Genomic DNA, 20,844 nt, shown 5'->3' with positions numbered 1-20,844 from the left:
GGTGTATAAGGGGGGGGTTGAATATGGAAAAGACTGGATGAAGTCGTTCAATTCATCAGAGGCTTTAGTTTTGACGATAAAAAATACACAAGTTCAGGTTACCCAATAGTAAAGGTACTAAATATCCAAAATGGAAAGATAGACACAGATCAACTAGTTTATTTCCACTTAACTGACTACAAACAAAATCTAGATAAATTCATACTCGAACCCCAAGAAGTCTGCATAACTATTTCAGGTGCCAGTTCAGGAAAAATAGCCATAAATAATCACAACCAAAATTTCTACATCAGTTCAACAGTTTGTAAACTGAAAATAAGAAATCAAATAACCTCCAATTACTTATTTCACGCCCTAAACCAGATACAACCACAAATAAAAAATTTAGTTAGAGGAGGAGCAGTAAAAGGAATTTCACTAGAACAACTGAAAAAAGTAGAAATACCTGTTCCGCCTATAGAAACTCAAAACAAAATTTCCAAACTACTAGATTCACTAATCCAACTAAAAGAAAACTTAGAACAAGAACTAACGCTACGTAAACATCAATTTAAACACTACTTAGATAAGTTAATTTCAGTCAACAAAAATATAAAAACCATACAAGAAATTTCAACAGATATTTATAGAGGAAACGGAGTAAGAAAAGAACACATAGGTTCTGGCAAATTCCCATACATTGTCTACGGAGAGCTATACACAAAATATAGAACATTTATATATAAACCAGACTCAACCATAAATCCAGATCTAATAAAGAAGAAAAGATACTGCCAATACGGAGATTTACTAATTACTTCAACAGGCGAAAAGCCAGAAGAAATCGCAAAAACTTGTACATATCTCAGTAAAGAAAAATGTATAGCTGGATGAGGTTTATTCGTACTCAAACATAATCAAAATCCAAAATATTTAGCCTATGCCTTGTCTACCGCATATGCCGAACAACAAAAACAAACTATGGCCACAAAAAGCACAATAGTCAACATATCAACAAACAAATTCAAAAAAATAAAAATACCTATTCCTAGTTTAGAAATCCAAGAAAAAATAGTTCAAAAACTAGAGTATTTAAGAGAGTTATGCGAAGGAGAAATAGGAATTAAAGCAGAAATTGAAGTAACAGAAAAACAATACAAATGTTTCAGAGACCTATTAATTCCCCAAACAAAAAATTAAAGGTATATTTTGCATATTCAAAACAACACATGAACGTTTTTAAGACTTTTCGCGTTTAATAAACTTTCCTAATTCTCACGCACATAAACTTCAATGCAGTTATCTTCAAGATCAAAATTTTTTTGTCCAAAAAAAATTCTTTTTTAAAAGAGAGGTGTATAAGGGGGGGGTTGGGAATGAAAATCTCTTTCAGAGGTTCTCAGAAGAATACAACGAGGATTTAATTTTTCTGAAAAAATATACCATAACTCTGGATTTCCAATACTAAAAGTACTGAATATCCAAAAAGGAGAAATAAATACTGATGAATTAATCTACTTCAGAAAAGAAGACTATTCCCAAAACCTAGACAAGTTCATACTCAAACCAAAAGAAGTCTGCATAACAGTCTCAGGAGCTAGTTCCGGAAAAATAGCTATAAATAATCACAATCAAGATTTCTACTTAAGCTCAGCTGTCTGCGCCTTAAAAGTAAACAACCAAATAACTTCTGATTATTTATTTCACGCCTTAAATAAATTCGAACCAAAAATAAAACAACTAGTAAGAGGTGGCGCAATTAAAGGTATTTCAATATCAGAACTAAAAAATCTATTGATCCCAGTCCCATCAATAGAAATTCAAAACAAGATCTCAAATTTTTTAAATCTACATCTTGAATTAATAAGTCAATTAACTTGTGAACTTCAATTAAGAAAACAACAATACGAACACTACAAAGAAAAACTAATTTCTCAAATTCAAAATACAAAAACAATAGAAGAAATAGCCACTCAAATCTACAGAGGAAATGGAGTAAGAAAAGAATTTATTGGTTCTGGAAACTATCCATACATAGTCTATGGCGAACTCTATACCAAATATGGAATGTGTATTTACAAACCTATTTCCTCAATAAATCCAGATCTAATCTCAAAGAAAAAATACTGTGAATATGGAGATCTTCTAATTACCTTAACTGGAGAAAATCCTAAAGAAATAGCCACAACATCTGCTTATTTAGGAAAAGACGAATGCATTGCAGGATGAGGTCTATTTGTACTTAAACACAACCAAAACCCAAAATATTTAGCTTATGCTCTATCAACATCTAACGTTCAACAACAAAAACAAATGCTAGCTTCAAACAGCACAATGGCCAATATAACTGCCGACAAACTGAAACAAATAAAAATTCCTTTGCCTCCTCTAGAAGTACAAGAAAGAATAGTAAATATTCTTGATAAATTCAGAAAATTATGTGAATATGAAACGGGTATTGCTAAAGAAATAGAAATGGCTAAGAAGCAATACGAATGCTACAGAGACTTGCTAATAATCGAAAATTGAATAAAAAAGTAATTTGATAAAGACTTGAAAACTTCAAAAATTACAAAAAAACATCTAACTACAAACAAATAAACAAAATATAGAGCCAAAAATTTTATGCTACACGGCACAGCAAAAACAACAATAACAGTGGTTTTAATGCTAATAGGATGTACTGCTGGTTACTTTGGAGCAGCATCATATTACGAAAAACATCCTCAAACTCTTGCGCAGTCGCATGAATGTGATGGTTCTAACTACGCTGACAAACTATGTCACGCTAATAAAGCAGTTTTATTAGGAATAAATCCAAAAGAAAATTGAAGAACCTGAAAACAAAAAGAAATAAATCTTAAAAATAGTTCTGAAACTCCAAGTAGCACAGAATTCAAAACATTAAAAGAAACACTAAAAACCAAAAAAGACGGAGAACTAAACGGAAGCCAAATAAAAGATACCTGTGCAAAAACTTATGTTCAACCTTCAGCTAACACTAACACCAATAAAACCAATCAAGAAAACGACATCAAAAAATGATGTTCTTTAACTACAAGTGCTCAAGCTTAAGCTTACCAATAAATGCATAATTCCTAAATTCTCCATAGACACTATCTATTCCAAATCCAGCAACTCCAACAGTAGTAGGTAATAGAAGCCCAAACATATCCAAATCCTTATGTGCTTCTTTCTTAGTTGTCGCAAATAAAGTAAGTGTTTTAATTTTCTTAGCTCCCAAATCGCCTACTCGTTTTTTCAGCGACTTAATAAACTCCCCATTCTCTAAAACATCATCGATTATCAAAACATCTCTACCTTTAACATCAGCTTGAACCAAATCAAACATATCGTTATGAACAGGTTTTTTATTTTTCAATAAGTGCTTAATAAGAGAAGAATTAATAGACTTCAACTCCACAGGAAAATTCAATTTAGTCAACAAATGAGAAAGAAATACTATCGTTCCTTCTCTTAAAACTATCAACTTAACAGGAACATCTCTATTTCCATATTCGCAATTCAATCTCAAAGCTACAGACTCAATAGCATTAATAATCTCTTCCTTCTCGTAAAAAACAGTATCAAACCTACTTCTCTTCTCAGACTCTAAAAAGATTCTTTCATAGAAAACATCCAGACTCTTTAGTTGATAAGCAGGATCAAAAATATTCTTTATTGTTTCCTCTCCTAAATAATCAACAACATCTGTCCTCATCATAGCTTCTTGAAAACTAATTTTTGAATCAACAGAATCTTTTCTTATTGTCTCTATGTGCTGATTTATCTCTCCAACTGAAATACATTTAGATCTCTTCAACAATTCTTTAAAAGCAATATTTCTAAAAGCTAAATAATCATTCTCTCTAATATTCTTCATCATTCTCTTCTTATCTATAGACAAATGAGCCATCACCTTATAAAAACGCTTAATAATCTGAACTGCGGTGCTAAATGCATCTAAGAAAACAACCCTATCCAAAGAAGAGTGGGATATATCTCTTTCAAATCAAATAGCTGTATTTCTAGAAGCAGCGTAACAGTAAGAGTTAAATAATCTGCAAAGCCCGCATATATTTTCTAAAGTAATAGGATTTCTCTTGTGAGGCATAGAAGAAGAACCTACTTGCTCACCATAAAAAAACTCATAAACCTCGCCAACTTCTGTCCTAGCCAGCAATCTAATTTCTTGACACAAATTATGAATAGATTGGATCAACCTATTCATCAATCAAAAATGTTTGTAGTATCTATCCCTGCTTAATACTTGAGTAGAACAATCAGCGCTATATAAATCTAACTCAGCAGCAACAAAATCTTGTAATTCTGGATCTATATGAGAACAAATACCCATAGACCCAGATATAGAAACACACTCTACATATTTTCTATGCCTCTCAATATCAGCTACAGCCTCTCTCATGTCCTCATAGCACAAAGCTATTTTGTATCCAAAAGAAGTAATTCCGTTTACCCTTCACAAATCATCTCTGCTCAATAAATATGCATCTTTATTAGATTTAGACAATCTTCTTAATCTAAGCAATAAGTCATATGCTGCTTTTATAAAAACGGCATTTGCTTCTCTAAACATCATGGAATTACCCGTATCAACCAAATCAGATGAAGTAAGTCCGTAATGCAATCACTTTTTAATAGAAGGTTTTGCTGTATTAGAAACGTGATTAATGAAAGCGACTACATCATGATTCGTTTTTTTCTCTAAAGTCCTTATCTTGCTTGGAACTATTAACGCTTCCTCTTCAAATTCATTAACAACTGCCTCATTTAAAATGTCTTTTTTTGCAAGATACTTAAGTAATAAAATTTCAATTTTCAACCATTTTTTATGCTTGCTACTATCAGAAAAGATATTTTCTATAGATTTAACTGAGTATCTCTTTATCATTAGGTTTAGGTAAGAAATATACTTATAAACTAAATATATATGACAACAAGTTCAAAATGTTAAAGGATTTAATTAAATAATAAGTATGTCAAACCGCAAAGAACAAAGAAAAATACAGGAGGGGATAGAAATAAGAGAAAGAATTAAGAAATTCAACAATAGTTACGGATATTTAGTTAGTGACGCAATTAGGTACTGCGATCACGACATTCGGATAAGACTTAGACAAATAGAAAATCTGTTTTCTCCTTATCTAGGAGAAGATGAAAGACACCTAAAAATAAGGAGATTCAATACTCCTATTAGTTTTGCAAGGTTTATTGAATTTAAAAAAATGAAAAGTTGAATGGTATACAGCAGAAATAAAGAGTTTAAGAAAGCACTTAAAGAAGTAGGCAGCATCTATGAAAGACAGTGATTTAGAAACCTAGAGGTTTTCAGAATGTTGATTTCTGGAGCGGAAAAATATTTTTATGAACTTAAGGATAATTTCTGTCTTAAACAGCTTTGCAAGCAGGAGAATTACATAGGTTTTCAAGCTAATTTATTTAGAAAAAGAAGAATTGCAGAAGCAGATGAACTAATAAAGGAATTGAAAAGAATTAAAGAAATCTTAAGAAAAGATTTATTTGTAAACGACATTGATTATTACATAAGAGCCTATATGGATTTCTTCGTTCAATGTAGATTCAGACTAGCCAGATTTGTAGAAAGATTAGACGTGGCTTTAAACAGCGTTGGAGATCTAGCGAATAAAAAACTTGTTATCAAAGATACAGATGATGAAAAGATTAGCTTGGAGTTACCTAGTTGAAACTACTTTTCTAAGTTCGAATAATCAAAAATACATAAACAACAAGCAGATATAACTACGAAAATTGGTTCTTCTGTGAAATTTGTATTTAGAGATTGCTCGAAAGTATAATGTGCCAAAAAAAATAAATCCTCCTTTGAATTTAAAGGGTGTTAGGTTTATTAAGCGGGAAAACAATTATCTGTTTTTTCATTCCCTGTGTAGTGATATCAGGAATAATTGCTGCAAAGATGAGCGCAGATCAAAACAATTCTCTTGAATGATTGATCAGTAACGATTCAATGATGTTTGAAAAGGCAGTTCCTGGAGAAAAAATAGAAAAAGAAAGGGATTTTTCTTTAATGAATGAATCGGATTATAGAACACGAAAAATAGCAGAGAACTCCTTAGAAGAAGTATTCTCATCAGAATACAAAATATTTAAGCAAACATCTGAAGATGGAGAGATAATATTCAGAGAAAGAAATGAATTCTACATTCCCAAACTATTAAATACTCAAAATCAGGAATATGGATGAAGATCAGTAATCGAAGTTCACAAAAAAACTCTTGCCGGAATTACAGTAAAAAGACTAATAAAAAATTGCCAACAACTGTTAGAAAGCTCAATATCATCTACATCAATATCCGAGATTAAAAGAAAATACAAAATAGTGTCAGAATTTTGCGCTTTCCCTATGAAGATAAGAGAGAAAATTGCCTACAAAAAAATCAATTTTTATAAGGAAATAATGGAAGATAGCTTTTATCATTCATATCAAAAACAAAATATAAGATCTTCATATAAATCAGACGAGCAAGAAGAAACAAACGAATATAAAATTAATTCAGAATCTTGGTGCGACTGATTTCCTAGTAACTACACTGTAGGAATTAGTACAACTACTATAGATGAAATAAATTTTGTAAGAAATTGTTATCCGAATTTTAAATAGTAATAAGATTTAATTAATGGGAAATCGTACGAAAGAAATAATTCAAAGAAAGGCGGATGAGGTTTCTTTATTGTCTAAGGACATAAAGGAATTTGGTTCATTCTTAGTTTTTGAGTATTTAGGTCTTAACTCGGAAGAGATATCGATATTAAGAAGGAAGGTCAGAGAATCAAAATCTAAATTGATTGTTCATAAAAACAATATTTTGAACAGAACTTTTAAAGAATTGAAACTCGGAAACAGTGAAGAAATGACTGGATCTAGTGCCATTCTATTAACTAACAACGATATAAAACCATTCCAGGATGTAATCAAACTAACTAAAGAAAAAGATTTCCTGAAACTCAAACTTGCTTATTTCGATAACGAAGTCATCGAAAAAGAAAATTTAAAACTTCTATCTAGCCTAGGAAGCAAAGAAGACCTATTGGTTAGACTGTCTCAAACTCTGCTTTCTCCACTTTACAAATTGACCTTCTTGATAAAGAATGTTGAAAAACAGTAATTTATTAAATAAAATCTAAATAGACAAAAAATATGAGCAAGTTATCAGCAGGCGAAATAATAGAAACATTAAAGCAATATACCATTCTTGAAATAAATGAATTGGTAAAAGCTATTGAAACCGAGTTCAATATTTCTGCTAATTTTTCAGTAGCGGCTCCAACTTCAGATTCTGGGGCAAAAGAAGATGCTCAGTCAGAATTTGCTCTCCACTTAACTAATGCCGGCGCAAATAAAATTGCGGTAATAAAAGTAATTCGTGAAATTACTGGTATCGGATTAATGGAAGCGAAAAAAATGGTAGATTCTACTCCCTCCTTAATAAAAGATGTCGTTCCTGCTGAAGAAGTAGAAGCTCTTAAAAAGAAATTTACAGAGGCTGGGGCAACAGTCGAATTCAAATAATTCCAAATAAATTAAAGCGGTGCCGAATCGGAGAATCGAACTCCGAGCTAGACATTACCATTGTCTTGTTTTGCCATTAAACTAATTCGGCATACATTAAATTTTATGTCATATATTCCATTTTTTACTGAAGACGATAATTTAACAGCCCTTAAAAAGATGAAGGTGCTGTTTCTAATAAAGAAAATAAGACTCACTGACATTAGTATTTTTCTTGTATGAATAGCTCCCTTTATCATCAATTTCATTTATTTTGCGCTAATCCTAGGAAAAAATAAAGCATCGGAAATTTTCTCAACATTTGGATCTCTTTTCACAGGAAGTCCTTCTTCAAGTGATTGATCAACTTGGTACGGCACCTTACATATATGCGCAATGATTCTTACTGTTCTATTAAGAATCATTTTAGGAGTAAATCTTTACAAAAAAATGAAGAAGTATAAAAGGGAACATTCAACTTTCAATTGAGACAAAAAATCTCGATATTGATGGCTTGTGTTCTTCCCTTTCGTTAGTTTTGCGATATACCCAACATTACTTCGTTTGACTAAATTTGAGCTAGTACACAAATATAATTTATAGATGATGCTTTTTTTAATATGATGTCAGAAATTCAAGTTAAGTTATTGTCCTTTGATTACAGGCTCCTAGATCTTTGAGTTAAAAAGATTGTTGAACTTGCTCTATTACACCAAGTAAAAGTTAAAGGCCCTTTGCCTCTTCCAACAAAAAGAAAACTTTACACATTCCAAAAATCTCCACACGTTAACAAACCTTCCATGGAACAATTTGAAAAAAAAGAACATAGAAGATTGATAATCTTTACTTCTTTCAATCAAGATTTAATTGCAGATATTCAAAAAATGAGCTTGCCTGCTTCCTTAGATTTGAACGTTAAGTTCAAATAACCCTCCAAAAAATTAAATTGTTCTCCCTAATAGGTAAAAAAGTGGGCATGACCCAATTATTTTCTGAAACTGGTGAATTGGTGCCGGTTACTGTTATTGAAGTGGCTCCAAATCTAGTCGTAGATATAAAAACTCAAGAAAGAAATAAATATTCCGCATTAGTTGTCGGATATGGAGAAATAAGAGAAAAATTAGTTAACAAGCCATTAACTGGCCAATACAAAAAAGCTGGAAAAGGAGTTAGAAGACATGTTTACGAACTAAAAGGATTAGACAGTTCTAAATATCAAATTGGTGATTTAATAAGCTTCGAAAATTTATTCAAAATCGGTGATTTAATAGATGTTCAAGGAACAACTAAAGGTCATGGTTTCACAGGAGCAATAAAACTTTGAAATTTCAGATGTGGGCCTAAATCCCACGGTGCAGGTTATCCACATAGATTCGGTGGTTCCCTAGAAACAGGTAGGGGTGGTTCTGCAGCTCAAAAAGTTTGGAAAGGTAAAAAAATGGGCGGAAGATATGGTTCTGAATTAGTTACTGCTGTAAATTTGGAAATTGTTCATACAGATCAAGAAAAAAAATTAATTTTCTTAAGAGGTTGTGTTCCTGGCAAACCTGAGGGAATAGTAAAGCTAAAACCAACGACAAGAAAAAGGAAACAGGTTTCTGCTCCTTTCAAAATTTATAAAAATAAATCAATTGACGAATCTGCTTCAGTACAACAATAGTAATTATGAAAAAAATAAAGGTAATAGATAAGGAGGGAAAGTTTGGAAAGGAACAAGTAGTTCCTGAAACTGTAATAACCCCAAAAAGAATAAATAGACACACTATTTTTGAGACAGTTAATGCTGAAAATCAAAATAGAAGGCAAGGAACTCACGACACTAAAAATAAATCAGAAGTTTCTGGTACAGGCAAAAAGCCTTACAAACAAAAGCACACAGGTAGAGCAAGACAAGGTTCAAAAAGAAACCCTCATTACACAGGTGGTGGTATAGCTTTTGGCCCTACTCCAGAAAAAAATTACACAGTCAAAGTAAATAAAAAAGTATCAAAAATTGCTTACATAACTTCATGATTTAGTATTATCGAATCAGAAAACATTTGTATACTTAATGACTCTGTATGTTCTATTTCTTACAAAACAAAAGAATTTAATCAGTTCTTAAAAAAAGCAAATTTATTGAATAAAAAAATACTACTCATAACTAATATGGACGAAAAAAGCTTTTCAAGTTCAACAAGAAACATAAGGAATTTGATTCTAAGAAGTCCAAATAATTGCTCAGTAAGAGATTTACTAAATCAAGACTACTTACTAGTAACTAACAAAGCTATTGATGAAATCTACAAAAAATTAGAAACATGGAAATAAGCTCAGTAATAATAAAACCAAAATTAACTGAAAAGACTCAGTTGATGAGAGGATTTAAAAATCCAAAGATGGCTTTCGTTGTCAATAGCAAAGCCAACAAATATCAGATCGCCAATGCTTTCTTTTCAATGTTTGAAACTAAACCAAAATCAGTGAATGTTTTAAAAAGAAAACCAGCAAAAGCAAGGTATATGAATAAGAATAGAAAGAATTACCATAAAGGTTTCAAAATAGCTTTCATCACTGTTAATGCAGATGATTTTGCGCAATTACAAGACAAAGTCATGAAAGAAATGAACAAAGCAAAAGAAGAGAGCGAAACCATAGTTGAGACAGAAGAAACAAATAAAGAAGGAGATGGCAATTAAACAAGTAGTTACTAGATCATCAGGTAGAAGAAAAATAATTCTTGTTAATTACAAGAAAACTTTGAGTGCTGACTCTCCACTTAAGTCTTTAACTACGCCCTTAAACAAAACAGGAGGAAGAAATAATACTGGTAGGTTAACAGTAAGACACAGAGGTGGAGGACATAAAAGAAGATACAGGATTATAGATTTCAAAAGAAATAAAGACAACATACCAGGAATAATAAAGACTATTGAATATGACCCAAATAGATCAGGATTTATTTCCTTAGTCGCTTATCTTGATGGAGAAAGAAGATATATTCTTACTCCGGAAGGAATAAAGGTAGGAGATAGGATTGTTTCCGGAGAAGAAGGGATAGATGCAAAAGTTGGAAATTGCATGCCTATAGGGAAAATAATGGAAGGTACCTTTATACACAATATTGAATTAGATCCTGGTAGGGGCGGAAAATTAGCAAGAGCTGCTGGAGCTTATGCTCAAGTATTAGGTAAAGACTCAACCGGTAAATTTACAGTAATTAAATTAACCTCTAAAGAAAATAGGAAAATTCCAAACGCTGCAAGAGTGACTATAGGAGCAGTATCAAATGCAGATCATAGCTTAGTTAGATTAGGAAAAGCAGGAAAAAGTAGATATTTAGGTATTAGGCCAACTGTTAGAGGATCAGCCATGAACCCTAATGATCATATTCATGGTGGTGGTGAAGGTAGGAGTCCAATCGGTAGAGACGCTCCTAGAACACCATGAGGTAAAAAATGTATGGGTGTTAAAACTAGAAAGAAAACAAAAAGATCTAACTCAATGATAGTTGTTTCAAGACATTTCAAAAATAAAAAATAAAATCTATAAGTATGTCACGTAGTTCAAAGAAAGGTTTATACGTAGAACCATCGCTGTTAAAAAAGGCTATTGCGATGCAAAATCAAGAGAAGAAAAAGATAATAAAAACTTGATCAAGAAGAAGCACAATATATCCTGAATTTGTAGGTTTAACTTTTGCAGTTCACAATGGAAAGAATTTTGTAAACGTTTATTGCACAGAGTATATGCTTGGTCATAAACTAGGGGAATTTGCATTGACGAGGGTATTTAAACAACATACTGCTGCAAAAGGTAAGAAATAATTATGCTGGCTAAAGCAATTCAAAGAAACGTTCATGTTTCATCTAAAAAAGCTAATCTATGTTGCAGATTAATAAGAAATAAATCCGTAGAACAAGCTTTGAAGATTCTAGAAAATCAACCTCACAAAACAGCTAAGTATTTAAGTAAGTTATTAATTGCTGCCTGCGCTAATGCTGTTCATAATCATGCTATGTCTGGTAGAGATTTGTATGTATTTAGTAGTATTGCCAATCAAGGTAGAACTCTTAAAAGAACAATGCCAAGAGCAAGAGGTAGAGCTGATTTAATGAGAAAGAGATTTTCTCATTTAGAAGTGTGGGTTTCAGATGATCCACAAGAGAAAGAAAAAAGAAATGCTATCTTTCTGAAACCACGAGCACATCAGAGTAAATATAGAAAATCACTTGATAAAAATACATCTATTGAGATTATGCCTAAATTAATTGCTAAAAAGCAAAGAGAATCAGAAGGGAATTAATCATGGGTCAGAAGGTAAATCCTAATAGTCTTAGGTTCGGTTTAAACAAGAATTGGGTTTCTAGGTGAAACGCTCAAGACGGAAAAACAAGAGCTAAGTGAATTCTTGAAGATGAAGCAGTAAGAAAGCTACTAAAGGAAAAATTTAGACCTTGTGGTGTTGGATATATAGAAATAGAAAGATTTGCAAACGCCAACAAATCAACAACAATAGTTATCTATTTACATGTATCTCAAATAGGATTGCTTTATTCAGGAGAAAAAGAAATACAAATGGTACACAGAGGACTTAAAAAGATACTGGGCAAAAATATAAATATCAAACTAGAACCAAGAGAATTAGCAAATCCTTCTGTATCAGCTGAGTTAATTGGTCAGGAAATAGTTGATGTAATTCAGAATAGATTACCGCACAGATCATCAGTTAAGAGATTGATGAAGAAATCTATGCTTGCAGGAGCTCAGGGAATAAAAGTAAAAATATCTGGAAGAATAAATGGAGTTGAAATTGCTAGAAGTGAAAGCTATGCTGATGGTTCAGTTCCTCTATCTACTTTTAGAGCTGACATAGATTATTCATTCCAAACAGCTAAAACTTCATATGGAATAATAGGAGTAAAGGTTTGAGTTAACAGAGGATTGTATTTCGGAAAAAGATTTATGCCTCTACCTTCTGCGCCTTCAAAAGGAAATTGAAAATCAGATAAATCAAAAGATAATAAATATATTGCAGCGACTTATTAATAAACTATGCTACAGCCAAAAAGGGTTAAGTGAAGAAAACCTCACAAAGTTAGTTACATGGGAGCAGCAAAAGGAAATAGATATGTTGCTTTTGGGAGTGCAGGAATAATGGCAGAGGAAGGTGCTTGAATAACCGATAGACAAATAGAATCTGCAAGGATTGCAATTTCAAAAAAATTAGGAAAAGTTGGAAAAATGTGGATAAGAATTTTCCCTCACATGTCTTTGACTAAAAAACCTCTAGAGGTAAGGATGGGATCCGGTAAGGGTGCTCCTGAAAAGTTTGTGTGTCCTGTAAAAAAAGGAACTATTCTTTTTGAAATAGAAGGTTTGGGAGTAGAAGAAACAAAAAGAGCTTTTTATTTAGCAGGAGCTAAGTTACCTATTAAAACAAAAACTGTTTTTAGAGCAGAGTGCAATAAACAAACAATGTGTGGCGCTATTAAAAAATAACAATGATTACAAAAGAACTAAGAAGTTATGACACACAGAAGATTAAATCTATGGTGATTCAATTAAAAGCTTCTATTCTTGAAAATAGATTTAAATTGGCTCAAGGAGAAATAACCAATACTGGTATATTCAAACAAAGTAGAAAGGTAATTGCTCAACTTTTAACTATCTTGCAAGAAAGAGGAGAGAAAATATCATTTAAAGATTGAAAAGCATACAGTGATTCTGTAAAAGAGAAAAGCGATAAAAAATAATGACCCCAGATAAACGACCCTCAACCAATAAAACAGGAGGAAAAAAGGTTTTACAAGGAGTTATTACTTCTACAAAAAGTGCAAAGACTATAGTAGTTACAGTAGAAAGAAAATTTATGCATGCGCTATATAAAAAACACGTAGTTTCTCATAAAAAATTTCATGCCCATGATGAAAAAGAAGAGGGAAAGGATGGAGATTTAGTAAAAATTATTAGTTGTAGACCATTGTCAGCGAAAAAAAGATGGAGATTGCTGGAAATAACAAAACCCGCTAAATAAGTATGATTCAATTCATGAGCCGATTGCAAGTGGCTGACAATTCTGGTGCAAGGGAGGTAGGTGTTATAAAAGTTTACGGAGGAACAAAAAGAAGATATGCATCTATTGGTGACGTTGTTTTAGTTTCAGTAAAAAGTCTTTCAACATCAGGGAATATCAAAAAAGGTGACATGTTTAAAGCTTTGGTTGTAAGAACTAAAAAACCTATCAATAGAAAAAATGGAGTAATGATCTCATTTGACGAAAATGCGTGCATACTTATAAAGGAGGATAAAAATCCTATAGGAACGAGAATTTTTGGTCCTGTAACTAGAGAATTAAGAAAAGGAGGGTATACAAAAATTCTTTCCCTAGCCCCTGCAGTACTATAGTGAGAAGAATAATAAAAAAAGACAAAGTGAAAGTCATCAGCGGTAGATACAAAGGATCTGTAGGTACCGTTTTGGAAGTATTAGTCAAAGAGAATAGAGTGTTAGTAGAGGGCGTGAACAAAGTAAGAAAATGTATAAAAAATAGTAAAAGTTCAGAGAATTATCAAGAAAAGGAAGCTCCTATACATATTTCAAATGTAGCTTTAATAGATGCAAAAACAGAAAAACCAATAAAAGTAGGGTACATGATAAAGGACGGAAAGAAAATTAGAGTTAATAGAAAAACAAAAGAAGAAATTCCTAGAAACTTTTAGATGAATCGTTTACATAAGAAATTTAGGGAGGAGATTACACCTCAACTAAAGGAAAAGTTTAATTTTTCTTCAGTAATGCAGGTTCCAAGACTTGAGAAAATAGTTATCAATATTGGTTGCGGAGACGCTACGCAAGACAGAAGGTATCTAGAGTCTTCTTTCTCAGAATTAGAACTAATAACTAACCAAAAACCATATATAACTAAAGCTAAAAAATCAGTTGCTGAATTTAAATTAAGAGAAGGACAATCTATAGGTCTTAAGGTTACATTAAGAAATAAAAATATGTGAAACTTTCTGGATAAATTAATAAACATAGCTCTTCCTCGTGTAAGAGACTTCAAAGGAATTAAAAGTAATTCTTTCGACGGAAGAGGGAATTTAACTGTAGGAATAAAGGAACAAATTATATTTACGGAAATCGTTTACGACAACATTAAGAAAACAAGAGGTATGGACGTTACATTTGTAACATCAACTAACAAAGATGAAGAAGCTTATGCTCTCCTTTCTTCATTAGGAGTTCCATTAACTAAAAGATCTCAACAGATAGCAGAATAGTATGGCAAGAAAAGCGTTAATAGAAAAAAGTAAAAGAGTTCCTAAGTTTAAGGTAAGAGCGTACAATAGATGTCAAAGATGTGGTAGACCTAGAGCTGTGTTTAGAGATTTTTGCTTATGCAGACTATGTTTCAGAGATTGCGCAACAAAAGGAATGCTGCCTGGAATTAAAAAAGCATCATGATAACCGATCCAATTGCAAACGCTCTTTGCGCAATAAGTAATGCAATCAAGTCAAGAAAGAAGACTGTTTCTTTCTATTCCTCTAAGTTATTACTTGCAATACTAAAAATAATGAAAGATGAAGGTTACATAATTGATTACATAAATAAGACATTCGAAAACGGAGTTTCCTATGTAACTGTTTATCTAAAGTACAAATCAGGAGTATCAGCAATAAGAGGTCTTAAAAGGGTATCTAAACCAGGCTACAGGGTTTACTGCAAAAACAAGAATCTTCCAATAATTATGAATGGAATGGGAACAGTAATAATTTCTTCTAGTCAGGGAGTTATTTGCGAGAAAACATCTAAGAAATTAAATGTCGGAGGAGAAATAATAGCTTACATTTGATAATGTCACGAATTGGTAATAGGGAATTAAGGGTTCCGGATGGTATAAAAGTTGAGATTAGCGATAACTTAATTGTTGTCGAGAATACTCAAAATAAAAAGCTTGAAATTAAGTACAACAAATTCTTTGTAACTCCAAAGTTAGAGAATGGAGTATTTACTACCTCAAAGGTAAACAACTCTAAGCACTCTAGAGCTCAATTCGGAACTATTAATGCTTTAGTAAATAATGCTTTTTCTGGCTTGACAAATCCATTTGTAAAGAAATTAGAGATCGTAGGTGTTGGATACAAGGCAACTATGGCTGGAGAAAAATTAAGGCTAGATCTAGGATACTCACACCCTATATTTCTAGACATTCCTTCAGATGTAACTCTTAAATTAATTTCTTCCTTAGAGATAGAATTAAGTTCATACAATAAAGAATCTCTTGGTTCTTTAGCTTCTCAAATAAGAGGGTTTAGACCTCCAGAACCTTACAAAGGAAAAGGGGTCAAATACAAGGATGAAATAATAATTAAGAAAGTAGGAAAAACCTCTGAAGGAACTAAAAAATAGAAATGAAAAAAGTTAATCAAAATAATAAAGCTCTTAGAGATGCAAGACATAAAAGGATATTGTCTAGAGTAAGAGAAGGAAATGACAGAATAAGGGTGAGAGTGACAAAGACAAATTCACATGTTTACATTCAATCAATAAAAGATCTAGAACAAAAAACTATTGCTTCTTCTAGTTCTCTGTCTTTAAAACTTAAAAATGGAAATAAAGAAAGTTGTGTGAAACTAGCTAAAGTCCTAAGTAAAAAACTTAAAAAATTGAAAGTTGAAAATTTAGTTATCGATAGAGGGGGGCATAGCTATACAGGAAGAATATCTATAATCACTGGAATATTAAGAGAAGAAGGATTTAAAGTTTAATAACATGGAAAAAAGAAAAACAACACACGGAGGAGACGCTCATCATCCTGGTTCAAGAAGAAAAGAGAAGAAAGGAGGTTTCAAGAAGGCTTACAAAACTGAATTTGAAGAAAAGGTAATAAAAGCAAAAAGAATTTCTAAGACAACAAAAGGTGGTAGACAAAGCAGGGCTTGAGTATTAGTAGTTGTAGGAAACAAGAAAGGAAAAGTGGGTTTTGGTATTGGTAAATCAAAAGAATTTCAAGATGCAATAAAAAAAGCGGTAAAGAGAGCAATGAAAGATTTAGTAAAAGTTTCAATGAACAGTAAAAGAACTATCTTTCATGAATATTTGGGAAAACATGGGGCTTCCAAAGTTTTAGTTAAACCGGCTAAACCAGGTACAGGTATTATTGCAGGTGGCGCAATTAAAACTGTCCTTGAATTAGCTGGATACACAGATATCTATTCAAAAAATCTAGGTTCTAATACGGCTATGAACATGATTAGAGCAACTCTAAAAGCTTTACAAGAACAAAGAAGTCCATCATACATTTCAAGGTTGAGGGACAAGACATTTGAGGAGTTATTTCATTTGAATGAATCAGAAAATGAAAAACAAACTAATAAAGAATAAACATGTTAAAGATTTCTCCTTACAAAGGTGCACGTGGTCATAAGGTAAAAAGAGTTGGAAGAGGATTTTCTTCAGGAATAGGGAAAACTTGTACAAGAGGAACTAAGGGTCAAAATGCAAGAAAATCTGGAACGGTTAGATTAGGTTTTGAAGGCGGCCAAATGCCTCTTTATAGAAAAGTAGGTAAGTATGGTTTCAATAATTATGAATTTAGAACTCCCATAAAAGCTATAAATATAAGACAGCTAGAAAGTTTAAAAGATATAAAAGAAATTGATAGAGAAATTCTATTAAAAATCGGTTGAATTAAAAAGAAAGACAAGCTTGTTAAGTTTATAGGAGATAAAACTCAGTTAAAAGGAATAAATATAAAGGCTCATGCATTCTCTAAAAAAGCCGCAGAGGTTCTTAAGGCAAATGGTAATATAGTTAGTTTCATTGATATTCAAGGGAAATAGAGATACCTGAATTGCTGTATTCTCTACATTATTCATACTTTGCATATTCCAAATAGGTATATGCGTAACTGTACCCGGAATAGTTCTCAACAAAACGGAGCAAACAAGTAGTCTTTCTCAACTATTAAATCTTCTTGGTGGTGGTGGTTTAAGAAAAGTAAGTCTATTTACTACAGGTATTTCTCCTTACATTACAGCTCAGATCATCATTCAGATGTTATCTAATGATGTAATTAAGCATTTGTCAGAGTTAAGGAAAAGCGGAGAAAGAGGAAGAATAAAGATGGAGCTGTATACCAGACTTCTAACTTTCCCTTTTGCCATAATGACATCTCTTGGAACTATTTCTCTAGTCAGCGGAAGTGGAATAATCACTTTCAAAACATTTTCAGGAGAAATTAAAAATACATTTAGCGCTCTTCCTTTAGGAGAAAGAACTCTTCTTATATTGATGTTTATTGCTGGTACCTATATTTCCTTATTCCTAGCTGACATTATCTCTAAGAAAGGTTTAGGAAATGGAATCACAATTTTGATTATGTCTGGTATTGTTGCTTCTCTTCCAGAGAACTTTATATCTACTTATAACTATTTAGCTTCAGACAAAACAGTAAACCCGGAACATCAACAATTCATTTCAATATTTAAATTCATCATCTATCTATTCTTCTACTTCCTAATATTGCTGTTAATAGTATTCATCAATGGTTCTGTAAGGAAAATACCTCTGCAACAAACTGGACAAGGTTTGATTACAGACAGAAAGAAAATATCCTACTTACCTATCAAATTAATGCCAGCAGGTATTATTCCAGTTATTTTTGCAGGTTCAATTATGGTTTTCCCGAGTGCTATTGGAGAACTTCTTAAAAATAAAAACCCTGCTATTTCTCCTTTCGTACATGAATATTTATCCTTAAACAGTGGTGTTGGTTTAACTATCTACTCTTTCTTGATCATTGCATTTTCTTTCTTATATAGCCACATACAAATCAATGTAGAAGAATTGGCTAGAGGTTTTGGTAAGATGGGTAGATTTATCCCTGGTGTTAGATCAGGACAAAGTACATATAATTATTTGAAATCAGTCATAAATAGGATTAACTGCTTCGGAGCTCCGTTCTTAGCAATAGTGGCTGTCTTTCCTAGCTTCTTAAATATGACCGCCGGTTTACCTAATAGTATGTCATTAGGAGGTACAGGTATTATTATTTTGGTATCTGGAGCTATACAAATAATGGAATCTATTAAATCAAACTCTATTGCATCCAAATACAAAAGCAAGAATATATTATTGGATAGTCAAATCAAGCAAAACACATTATCTGAAAGCAGTTCAGATAACAATGCCAAATCTTTTTACCTCTGGTAAAATTTGATCCTATAGATGATACTTATTCTATTTTTAGGGGCTCCAGGTACAGGGAAGGGATCAATATCACAGAAGTTAGTGCAAACTAAGGGCTTCATACATTTTTCTACAGGAAAAATATTTAGAGCTCTTAAAGATAAAAATGCAAATTCAGGTTCTTTAATAAGTGATGACTTGGTGAACGATTTAGTAATTAAAGAACTTTCTAAATTTAAACCTGATTCGAAAGTGATTCTTGACGGTTATCCAAGAACCAAAGTTCAAGCTGAATTTTTAAATAAGCACTATCCTATAAAAGTAATCTTTCAATTATCAAACTTAACAGATGAGTACATCATTGAAAGACTATCGAATAGGTTATTATGCGAAAAAGAAGATCATTCTTTCAACTTAATACATCATCCTCCTAAAGTTCCAGGAGTGTGTGATTTTGATGGTTCTAAGTTATATAAAAGGCCAGATGATACTGGAGAAATAATACAGAAGAGATTAGATCTATATAGGCAGCATACTCAACCTCTAATTGATTACTACAAAGCAAATAGCAATGTTATTGAAATAGATGCAAGAAAATCTATAGATCAAATAGTTAAACAAGTATCAGATAAATTGTCTGAGTTGGAGTAGTTAAGTTATTAAGGGGAAGAACTACTTCCGCCCACCCCTTCTTTCGTAGCTCTAGTCTTCAAATAAGAAATTCTCGCAACCTCATACCCCCAATAAATAGTAGAAGACAATCCAAGAAAAGTAGCTGTCATAGAAGCTATCTTAAATCTCAAATTAAGCTTAAAAATAGAATAATCACTCATGATAAAAAGCTCTTCAATTCTATAAAATCTAAAAGGAATATCTTATCCAACTTCAATGTATTGTCTTTTTTCCTCTAATAGAATGATTGATAACATAAAAAATTAGAGTGGAAAATAAAGACGAAATAACTCTCTCTCCAGAGGAAATAGATGAAATAAGAGAAGGAGGGAAGATATGACAAAAAGTAAAGCAGGAATTAGTAGCAGAGGTCAAAGAAGGAGTATCTGGAGCAGATATAAATAGAAAAGCGGTTGAAATTTTCAAGAAATACGAAGTAGAACCAGCTTTCTTTAATTATCATGATTTCCCTGGTCATATTTGTGTATCAGTAAACGACTGCATTATCCATGGAGTAGGAAATGATACTCCTCTTCAAAAGACAGACAAAATAACCCTAGATATAGGGTTTAAACATAAATCCGTATATATTGATTCTGCTGTAACAGTAATAGTGGAGCCAGAATCAAATCCTGAATATCAAAAATTTGTCAATAAATGTCATAAGGCTTTATGAGCTGGAATAAAAATAGCTAAGAGCATTAAAGAAAATAAGCAAGTTTTGAAAAATGGAGATATAGCTTCTGCGATAGAGGGATTAGTAAGAAGTTGAAATGACAATAAGATTTCATTAATAGATGGTTACGTAGGTCACACCATTGGGAAAGCACTACATCAACGTCCAAATGTATTTAATAAGGGTTTAAAAAAAGGAGAAGGAGATATTTTGTATCCTAATAGAGTAATTTGTATAGAGCCAATGTTATTAAAACAAACAACAGGTGAGTTTGCAAAAGGAAAAAACAGTTACGATATCGTATCTAAAGTGCCCGGTGTTTTCACATGCCATTGAGAGCATATGGTTTTGATAAAAGAAGACGGAATAGAAGTCTTGACAGCTACTCCGGAAGAAATAAAAGAATATCTAGTTTAAATGTCTCTATCTGATAAACAAAATAAAATATGTATATTAGGTATAGTTAAGCAAATCAAGGGAGGAGGATTAATAATAGTAGAACTTCAGAATGGTACGATGATAGACTGTCATGTGTCTGGGAAAATAAAAAAATACAATGTTCATATCATACTAGGGGATACAGTGGAAGTTGAAATAAGCCCTTATGATTTGACAAAAGGAAGAATAGTTAAAAGGTTACTTGATCCTAAGCCAGAAGAGAGTACAGAACAAAAATAATGAAAGTAAGAGCATCGGTCAAGAGGATCTGTAAGTACTGTAAAATTATTAAGAGAAAAGACAGGGTTTGAGTAATTTGTAAGATAGCTAAACACAAACAAAGACAAAAATAAGTTA

The 20,844-nt window shown here is 32.1% G+C and carries 34 protein-coding genes and 1 tRNA gene; 32 read left to right on the top strand and 3 right to left on the bottom strand.

The window, feature by feature from the left end:
• Positions 1 to 21: 21 nt before the first annotated feature.
• The 3 genes from H6411_RS05910 to H6411_RS02900 all read left to right on the top strand — a co-directional run bounded on the left by H6411_RS05910 (position 22) and on the right by H6411_RS02900 (position 3,054).
• The gene (locus H6411_RS05910; protein WP_369408491.1) at positions 22 to 1,179 is read left to right on the top strand and encodes a restriction endonuclease subunit S; all 1,158 of its coding nucleotides are present in this window, start codon (positions 22 to 24) and stop codon (positions 1,177 to 1,179) included.
• A 207-nt stretch (positions 1,180 to 1,386) separates the two neighbouring features.
• Positions 1,387 to 2,520 (top strand): restriction endonuclease subunit S, encoded by a 1,134-nt coding sequence (locus H6411_RS02905; RefSeq protein ID WP_369408490.1) that lies wholly within the window; start codon positions 1,387 to 1,389, stop codon positions 2,518 to 2,520.
• An 84-nt stretch (positions 2,521 to 2,604) separates the two neighbouring features.
• Complete coding sequence (locus tag H6411_RS02900; protein WP_216083144.1) at positions 2,605 to 3,054, top strand: hypothetical protein; 450 nt, start codon at positions 2,605 to 2,607, stop codon at positions 3,052 to 3,054.
• Here H6411_RS02900 and H6411_RS02895 read toward each other — a convergent pair.
• Positions 3,035 to 4,822, bottom strand: a complete 1,788-nt coding sequence (locus H6411_RS02895; RefSeq protein ID WP_216083143.1) for a lyase family protein — start codon at positions 4,820 to 4,822, stop codon at positions 3,035 to 3,037. The two genes, H6411_RS02900 and H6411_RS02895, sit on opposite strands and share 20 nt — an antisense overlap.
• A 154-nt stretch (positions 4,823 to 4,976) precedes the next feature.
• Here H6411_RS02895 and H6411_RS02890 point away from each other — a divergent pair, with 154 nt between their 5' ends.
• The 4 genes from H6411_RS02890 (at position 4,977) to rplL (ending at position 7,549) form a co-directional block, all read left to right on the top strand.
• Entirely contained in the window at positions 4,977 to 5,729 is a 753-nt protein-coding gene (locus tag H6411_RS02890) for a hypothetical protein (RefSeq protein ID WP_216083142.1), read from the top strand.
• 206 nt (positions 5,730 to 5,935) lie between these two features.
• Complete coding sequence (locus tag H6411_RS02885; RefSeq protein ID WP_216083141.1) at positions 5,936 to 6,640, top strand: hypothetical protein; 705 nt, start codon at positions 5,936 to 5,938, stop codon at positions 6,638 to 6,640.
• Positions 6,641 to 6,656: 16 nt separating this feature from the next.
• On the top strand, positions 6,657 to 7,145 hold the full coding sequence (gene rplJ / locus H6411_RS02880; RefSeq protein WP_216083140.1) for a 50S ribosomal protein L10: 489 nt from the start codon (positions 6,657 to 6,659) through the stop codon (positions 7,143 to 7,145).
• A 32-nt stretch (positions 7,146 to 7,177) separates the two neighbouring features.
• On the top strand, positions 7,178 to 7,549 hold the full coding sequence (rplL, locus tag H6411_RS02875) for a 50S ribosomal protein L7/L12 (RefSeq protein ID WP_216083139.1): 372 nt from the start codon (positions 7,178 to 7,180) through the stop codon (positions 7,547 to 7,549).
• Positions 7,550 to 7,569: 20 nt separating this feature from the next.
• On the opposite strand, the gene H6411_RS02870 is transcribed toward rplL, so the two are convergent.
• Positions 7,570 to 7,640: transfer RNA gene (locus H6411_RS02870), tRNA-Thr, on the bottom strand.
• Positions 7,641 to 8,148: 508 nt separating this feature from the next.
• Between H6411_RS02870 and rpsJ the strand changes: the two genes are divergently transcribed.
• From rpsJ to H6411_RS02760, 22 genes are read left to right on the top strand one after another with little or no spacing between them, the layout of a single operon-like run.
• The gene (gene rpsJ / locus H6411_RS02865) at positions 8,149 to 8,457 is read left to right on the top strand and encodes a 30S ribosomal protein S10 (RefSeq protein WP_216083138.1); all 309 of its coding nucleotides are present in this window, start codon (positions 8,149 to 8,151) and stop codon (positions 8,455 to 8,457) included.
• A gap of 17 nt (positions 8,458 to 8,474) precedes the next feature.
• Positions 8,475 to 9,188: a 50S ribosomal protein L3 gene (rplC, locus tag H6411_RS02860; RefSeq protein ID WP_216083137.1), complete on the top strand. Its 714-nt coding sequence runs from the start codon at positions 8,475 to 8,477 to the stop codon at positions 9,186 to 9,188.
• 5 nt (positions 9,189 to 9,193) lie between these two features.
• Positions 9,194 to 9,838 (top strand): 50S ribosomal protein L4, encoded by a 645-nt coding sequence (rplD, locus tag H6411_RS02855; protein ID WP_216083136.1) that lies wholly within the window; start codon positions 9,194 to 9,196, stop codon positions 9,836 to 9,838.
• Positions 9,829 to 10,206, top strand: a complete 378-nt coding sequence (gene rplW / locus H6411_RS02850) for a 50S ribosomal protein L23 (protein ID WP_216083135.1) — start codon at positions 9,829 to 9,831, stop codon at positions 10,204 to 10,206. Before rplD ends, rplW begins: the two co-directional genes overlap by 10 nt.
• On the top strand, positions 10,196 to 11,050 hold the full coding sequence (gene rplB, locus H6411_RS02845) for a 50S ribosomal protein L2 (protein WP_216083134.1): 855 nt from the start codon (positions 10,196 to 10,198) through the stop codon (positions 11,048 to 11,050). Before rplW ends, rplB begins: the two co-directional genes overlap by 11 nt.
• Before the next feature lie 11 nt (positions 11,051 to 11,061).
• Positions 11,062 to 11,334, top strand: a complete 273-nt coding sequence (gene rpsS / locus H6411_RS02840) for a 30S ribosomal protein S19 (protein WP_216083133.1) — start codon at positions 11,062 to 11,064, stop codon at positions 11,332 to 11,334.
• 2 nt (positions 11,335 to 11,336) lie between these two features.
• Positions 11,337 to 11,813, top strand: coding sequence for a 50S ribosomal protein L22 (rplV, locus tag H6411_RS02835; RefSeq protein WP_216083132.1), 477 nt, complete (start codon positions 11,337 to 11,339; stop codon positions 11,811 to 11,813).
• A 2-nt stretch (positions 11,814 to 11,815) separates the two neighbouring features.
• The gene (rpsC, locus tag H6411_RS02830; protein WP_216083131.1) at positions 11,816 to 12,556 is read left to right on the top strand and encodes a 30S ribosomal protein S3; all 741 of its coding nucleotides are present in this window, start codon (positions 11,816 to 11,818) and stop codon (positions 12,554 to 12,556) included.
• A 6-nt stretch (positions 12,557 to 12,562) separates the two neighbouring features.
• Entirely contained in the window at positions 12,563 to 13,009 is a 447-nt protein-coding gene (gene rplP, locus H6411_RS02825; RefSeq protein WP_216083130.1) for a 50S ribosomal protein L16, read from the top strand.
• Between the two features lie 2 nt (positions 13,010 to 13,011).
• The gene (gene rpmC, locus H6411_RS02820) at positions 13,012 to 13,263 is read left to right on the top strand and encodes a 50S ribosomal protein L29 (RefSeq protein WP_246307742.1); all 252 of its coding nucleotides are present in this window, start codon (positions 13,012 to 13,014) and stop codon (positions 13,261 to 13,263) included.
• A complete protein-coding gene (gene rpsQ / locus H6411_RS02815; RefSeq protein WP_216083129.1) occupies positions 13,263 to 13,544 on the top strand; it encodes a 30S ribosomal protein S17 in 282 nt (93 codons plus the stop codon). The genes rpmC and rpsQ overlap by 1 nt, the downstream gene beginning before the upstream one ends.
• A 2-nt stretch (positions 13,545 to 13,546) precedes the next feature.
• Positions 13,547 to 13,915 (top strand): 50S ribosomal protein L14, encoded by a 369-nt coding sequence (rplN, locus tag H6411_RS02810; protein WP_216083128.1) that lies wholly within the window; start codon positions 13,547 to 13,549, stop codon positions 13,913 to 13,915.
• Entirely contained in the window at positions 13,915 to 14,229 is a 315-nt protein-coding gene (gene rplX / locus H6411_RS02805; protein ID WP_216083127.1) for a 50S ribosomal protein L24, read from the top strand. Before rplN ends, rplX begins: the two co-directional genes overlap by 1 nt.
• A complete protein-coding gene (rplE, locus tag H6411_RS02800) occupies positions 14,230 to 14,790 on the top strand; it encodes a 50S ribosomal protein L5 (protein ID WP_216083126.1) in 561 nt (186 codons plus the stop codon).
• A 1-nt stretch (position 14,791) separates the two neighbouring features.
• Positions 14,792 to 14,977 (top strand): type Z 30S ribosomal protein S14, encoded by a 186-nt coding sequence (locus H6411_RS02795; protein WP_216083125.1) that lies wholly within the window; start codon positions 14,792 to 14,794, stop codon positions 14,975 to 14,977.
• Positions 14,971 to 15,366, top strand: coding sequence for a 30S ribosomal protein S8 (gene rpsH, locus H6411_RS02790; protein ID WP_216083124.1), 396 nt, complete (start codon positions 14,971 to 14,973; stop codon positions 15,364 to 15,366). Before H6411_RS02795 ends, rpsH begins: the two co-directional genes overlap by 7 nt.
• Positions 15,366 to 15,920 (top strand): 50S ribosomal protein L6, encoded by a 555-nt coding sequence (gene rplF / locus H6411_RS02785; RefSeq protein WP_216083123.1) that lies wholly within the window; start codon positions 15,366 to 15,368, stop codon positions 15,918 to 15,920. Before rpsH ends, rplF begins: the two co-directional genes overlap by 1 nt.
• 2 nt (positions 15,921 to 15,922) lie before the next feature.
• Positions 15,923 to 16,279 carry a 50S ribosomal protein L18 gene (gene rplR, locus H6411_RS02780; RefSeq protein WP_216083122.1) on the top strand — a complete coding sequence of 119 codons (357 nt, stop codon included), beginning with the start codon at positions 15,923 to 15,925 and terminating at the stop codon, positions 16,277 to 16,279.
• A gap of 4 nt (positions 16,280 to 16,283) precedes the next feature.
• Entirely contained in the window at positions 16,284 to 16,895 is a 612-nt protein-coding gene (gene rpsE / locus H6411_RS02775; RefSeq protein ID WP_216083121.1) for a 30S ribosomal protein S5, read from the top strand.
• 2 nt (positions 16,896 to 16,897) lie between these two features.
• Positions 16,898 to 17,353, top strand: a complete 456-nt coding sequence (rplO, locus tag H6411_RS02770; RefSeq protein WP_216083120.1) for a 50S ribosomal protein L15 — start codon at positions 16,898 to 16,900, stop codon at positions 17,351 to 17,353.
• A complete protein-coding gene (gene secY, locus H6411_RS02765; RefSeq protein ID WP_246307741.1) occupies positions 17,334 to 18,725 on the top strand; it encodes a preprotein translocase subunit SecY in 1,392 nt (463 codons plus the stop codon). The genes rplO and secY overlap by 20 nt, the downstream gene beginning before the upstream one ends.
• A gap of 15 nt (positions 18,726 to 18,740) precedes the next feature.
• Positions 18,741 to 19,352 carry an adenylate kinase family protein gene (locus H6411_RS02760; protein ID WP_216083119.1) on the top strand — a complete coding sequence of 204 codons (612 nt, stop codon included), beginning with the start codon at positions 18,741 to 18,743 and terminating at the stop codon, positions 19,350 to 19,352.
• 8 nt (positions 19,353 to 19,360) lie between these two features.
• Here the strand turns inward: H6411_RS02760 and H6411_RS02755 are convergent, their stop codons facing one another.
• Positions 19,361 to 19,534, bottom strand: a complete 174-nt coding sequence (locus H6411_RS02755; protein ID WP_216083118.1) for a hypothetical protein — start codon at positions 19,532 to 19,534, stop codon at positions 19,361 to 19,363.
• A 107-nt stretch (positions 19,535 to 19,641) separates the two neighbouring features.
• Here H6411_RS02755 and H6411_RS02750 point away from each other — a divergent pair, with 107 nt between their 5' ends.
• Genes H6411_RS02750 through rpmJ form a run of 3 tightly spaced genes read left to right on the top strand, consistent with a single transcriptional unit; the run spans position 19,642 to position 20,840 of the window.
• Positions 19,642 to 20,466: a M24 family metallopeptidase gene (locus H6411_RS02750; protein WP_246307740.1), complete on the top strand. Its 825-nt coding sequence runs from the start codon at positions 19,642 to 19,644 to the stop codon at positions 20,464 to 20,466.
• Positions 20,467 to 20,727, top strand: a complete 261-nt coding sequence (gene infA / locus H6411_RS02745; protein WP_216083117.1) for a translation initiation factor IF-1 — start codon at positions 20,467 to 20,469, stop codon at positions 20,725 to 20,727.
• The gene (rpmJ, locus tag H6411_RS02740; RefSeq protein WP_216083116.1) at positions 20,727 to 20,840 is read left to right on the top strand and encodes a 50S ribosomal protein L36; all 114 of its coding nucleotides are present in this window, start codon (positions 20,727 to 20,729) and stop codon (positions 20,838 to 20,840) included. Before infA ends, rpmJ begins: the two co-directional genes overlap by 1 nt.
• Positions 20,841 to 20,844: the final 4 nt, after the last annotated feature.

The organism is Candidatus Mycoplasma haematohominis, from assembly GCF_902712995.1.
Taxonomy (GTDB): Bacteria; Bacillota_I; Bacilli_A; order Mycoplasmatales; family Mycoplasmoidaceae; genus Eperythrozoon_B; species Eperythrozoon_B haematohominis.
This window is presented reverse-complemented; position numbering and strand designations above follow the sequence as displayed.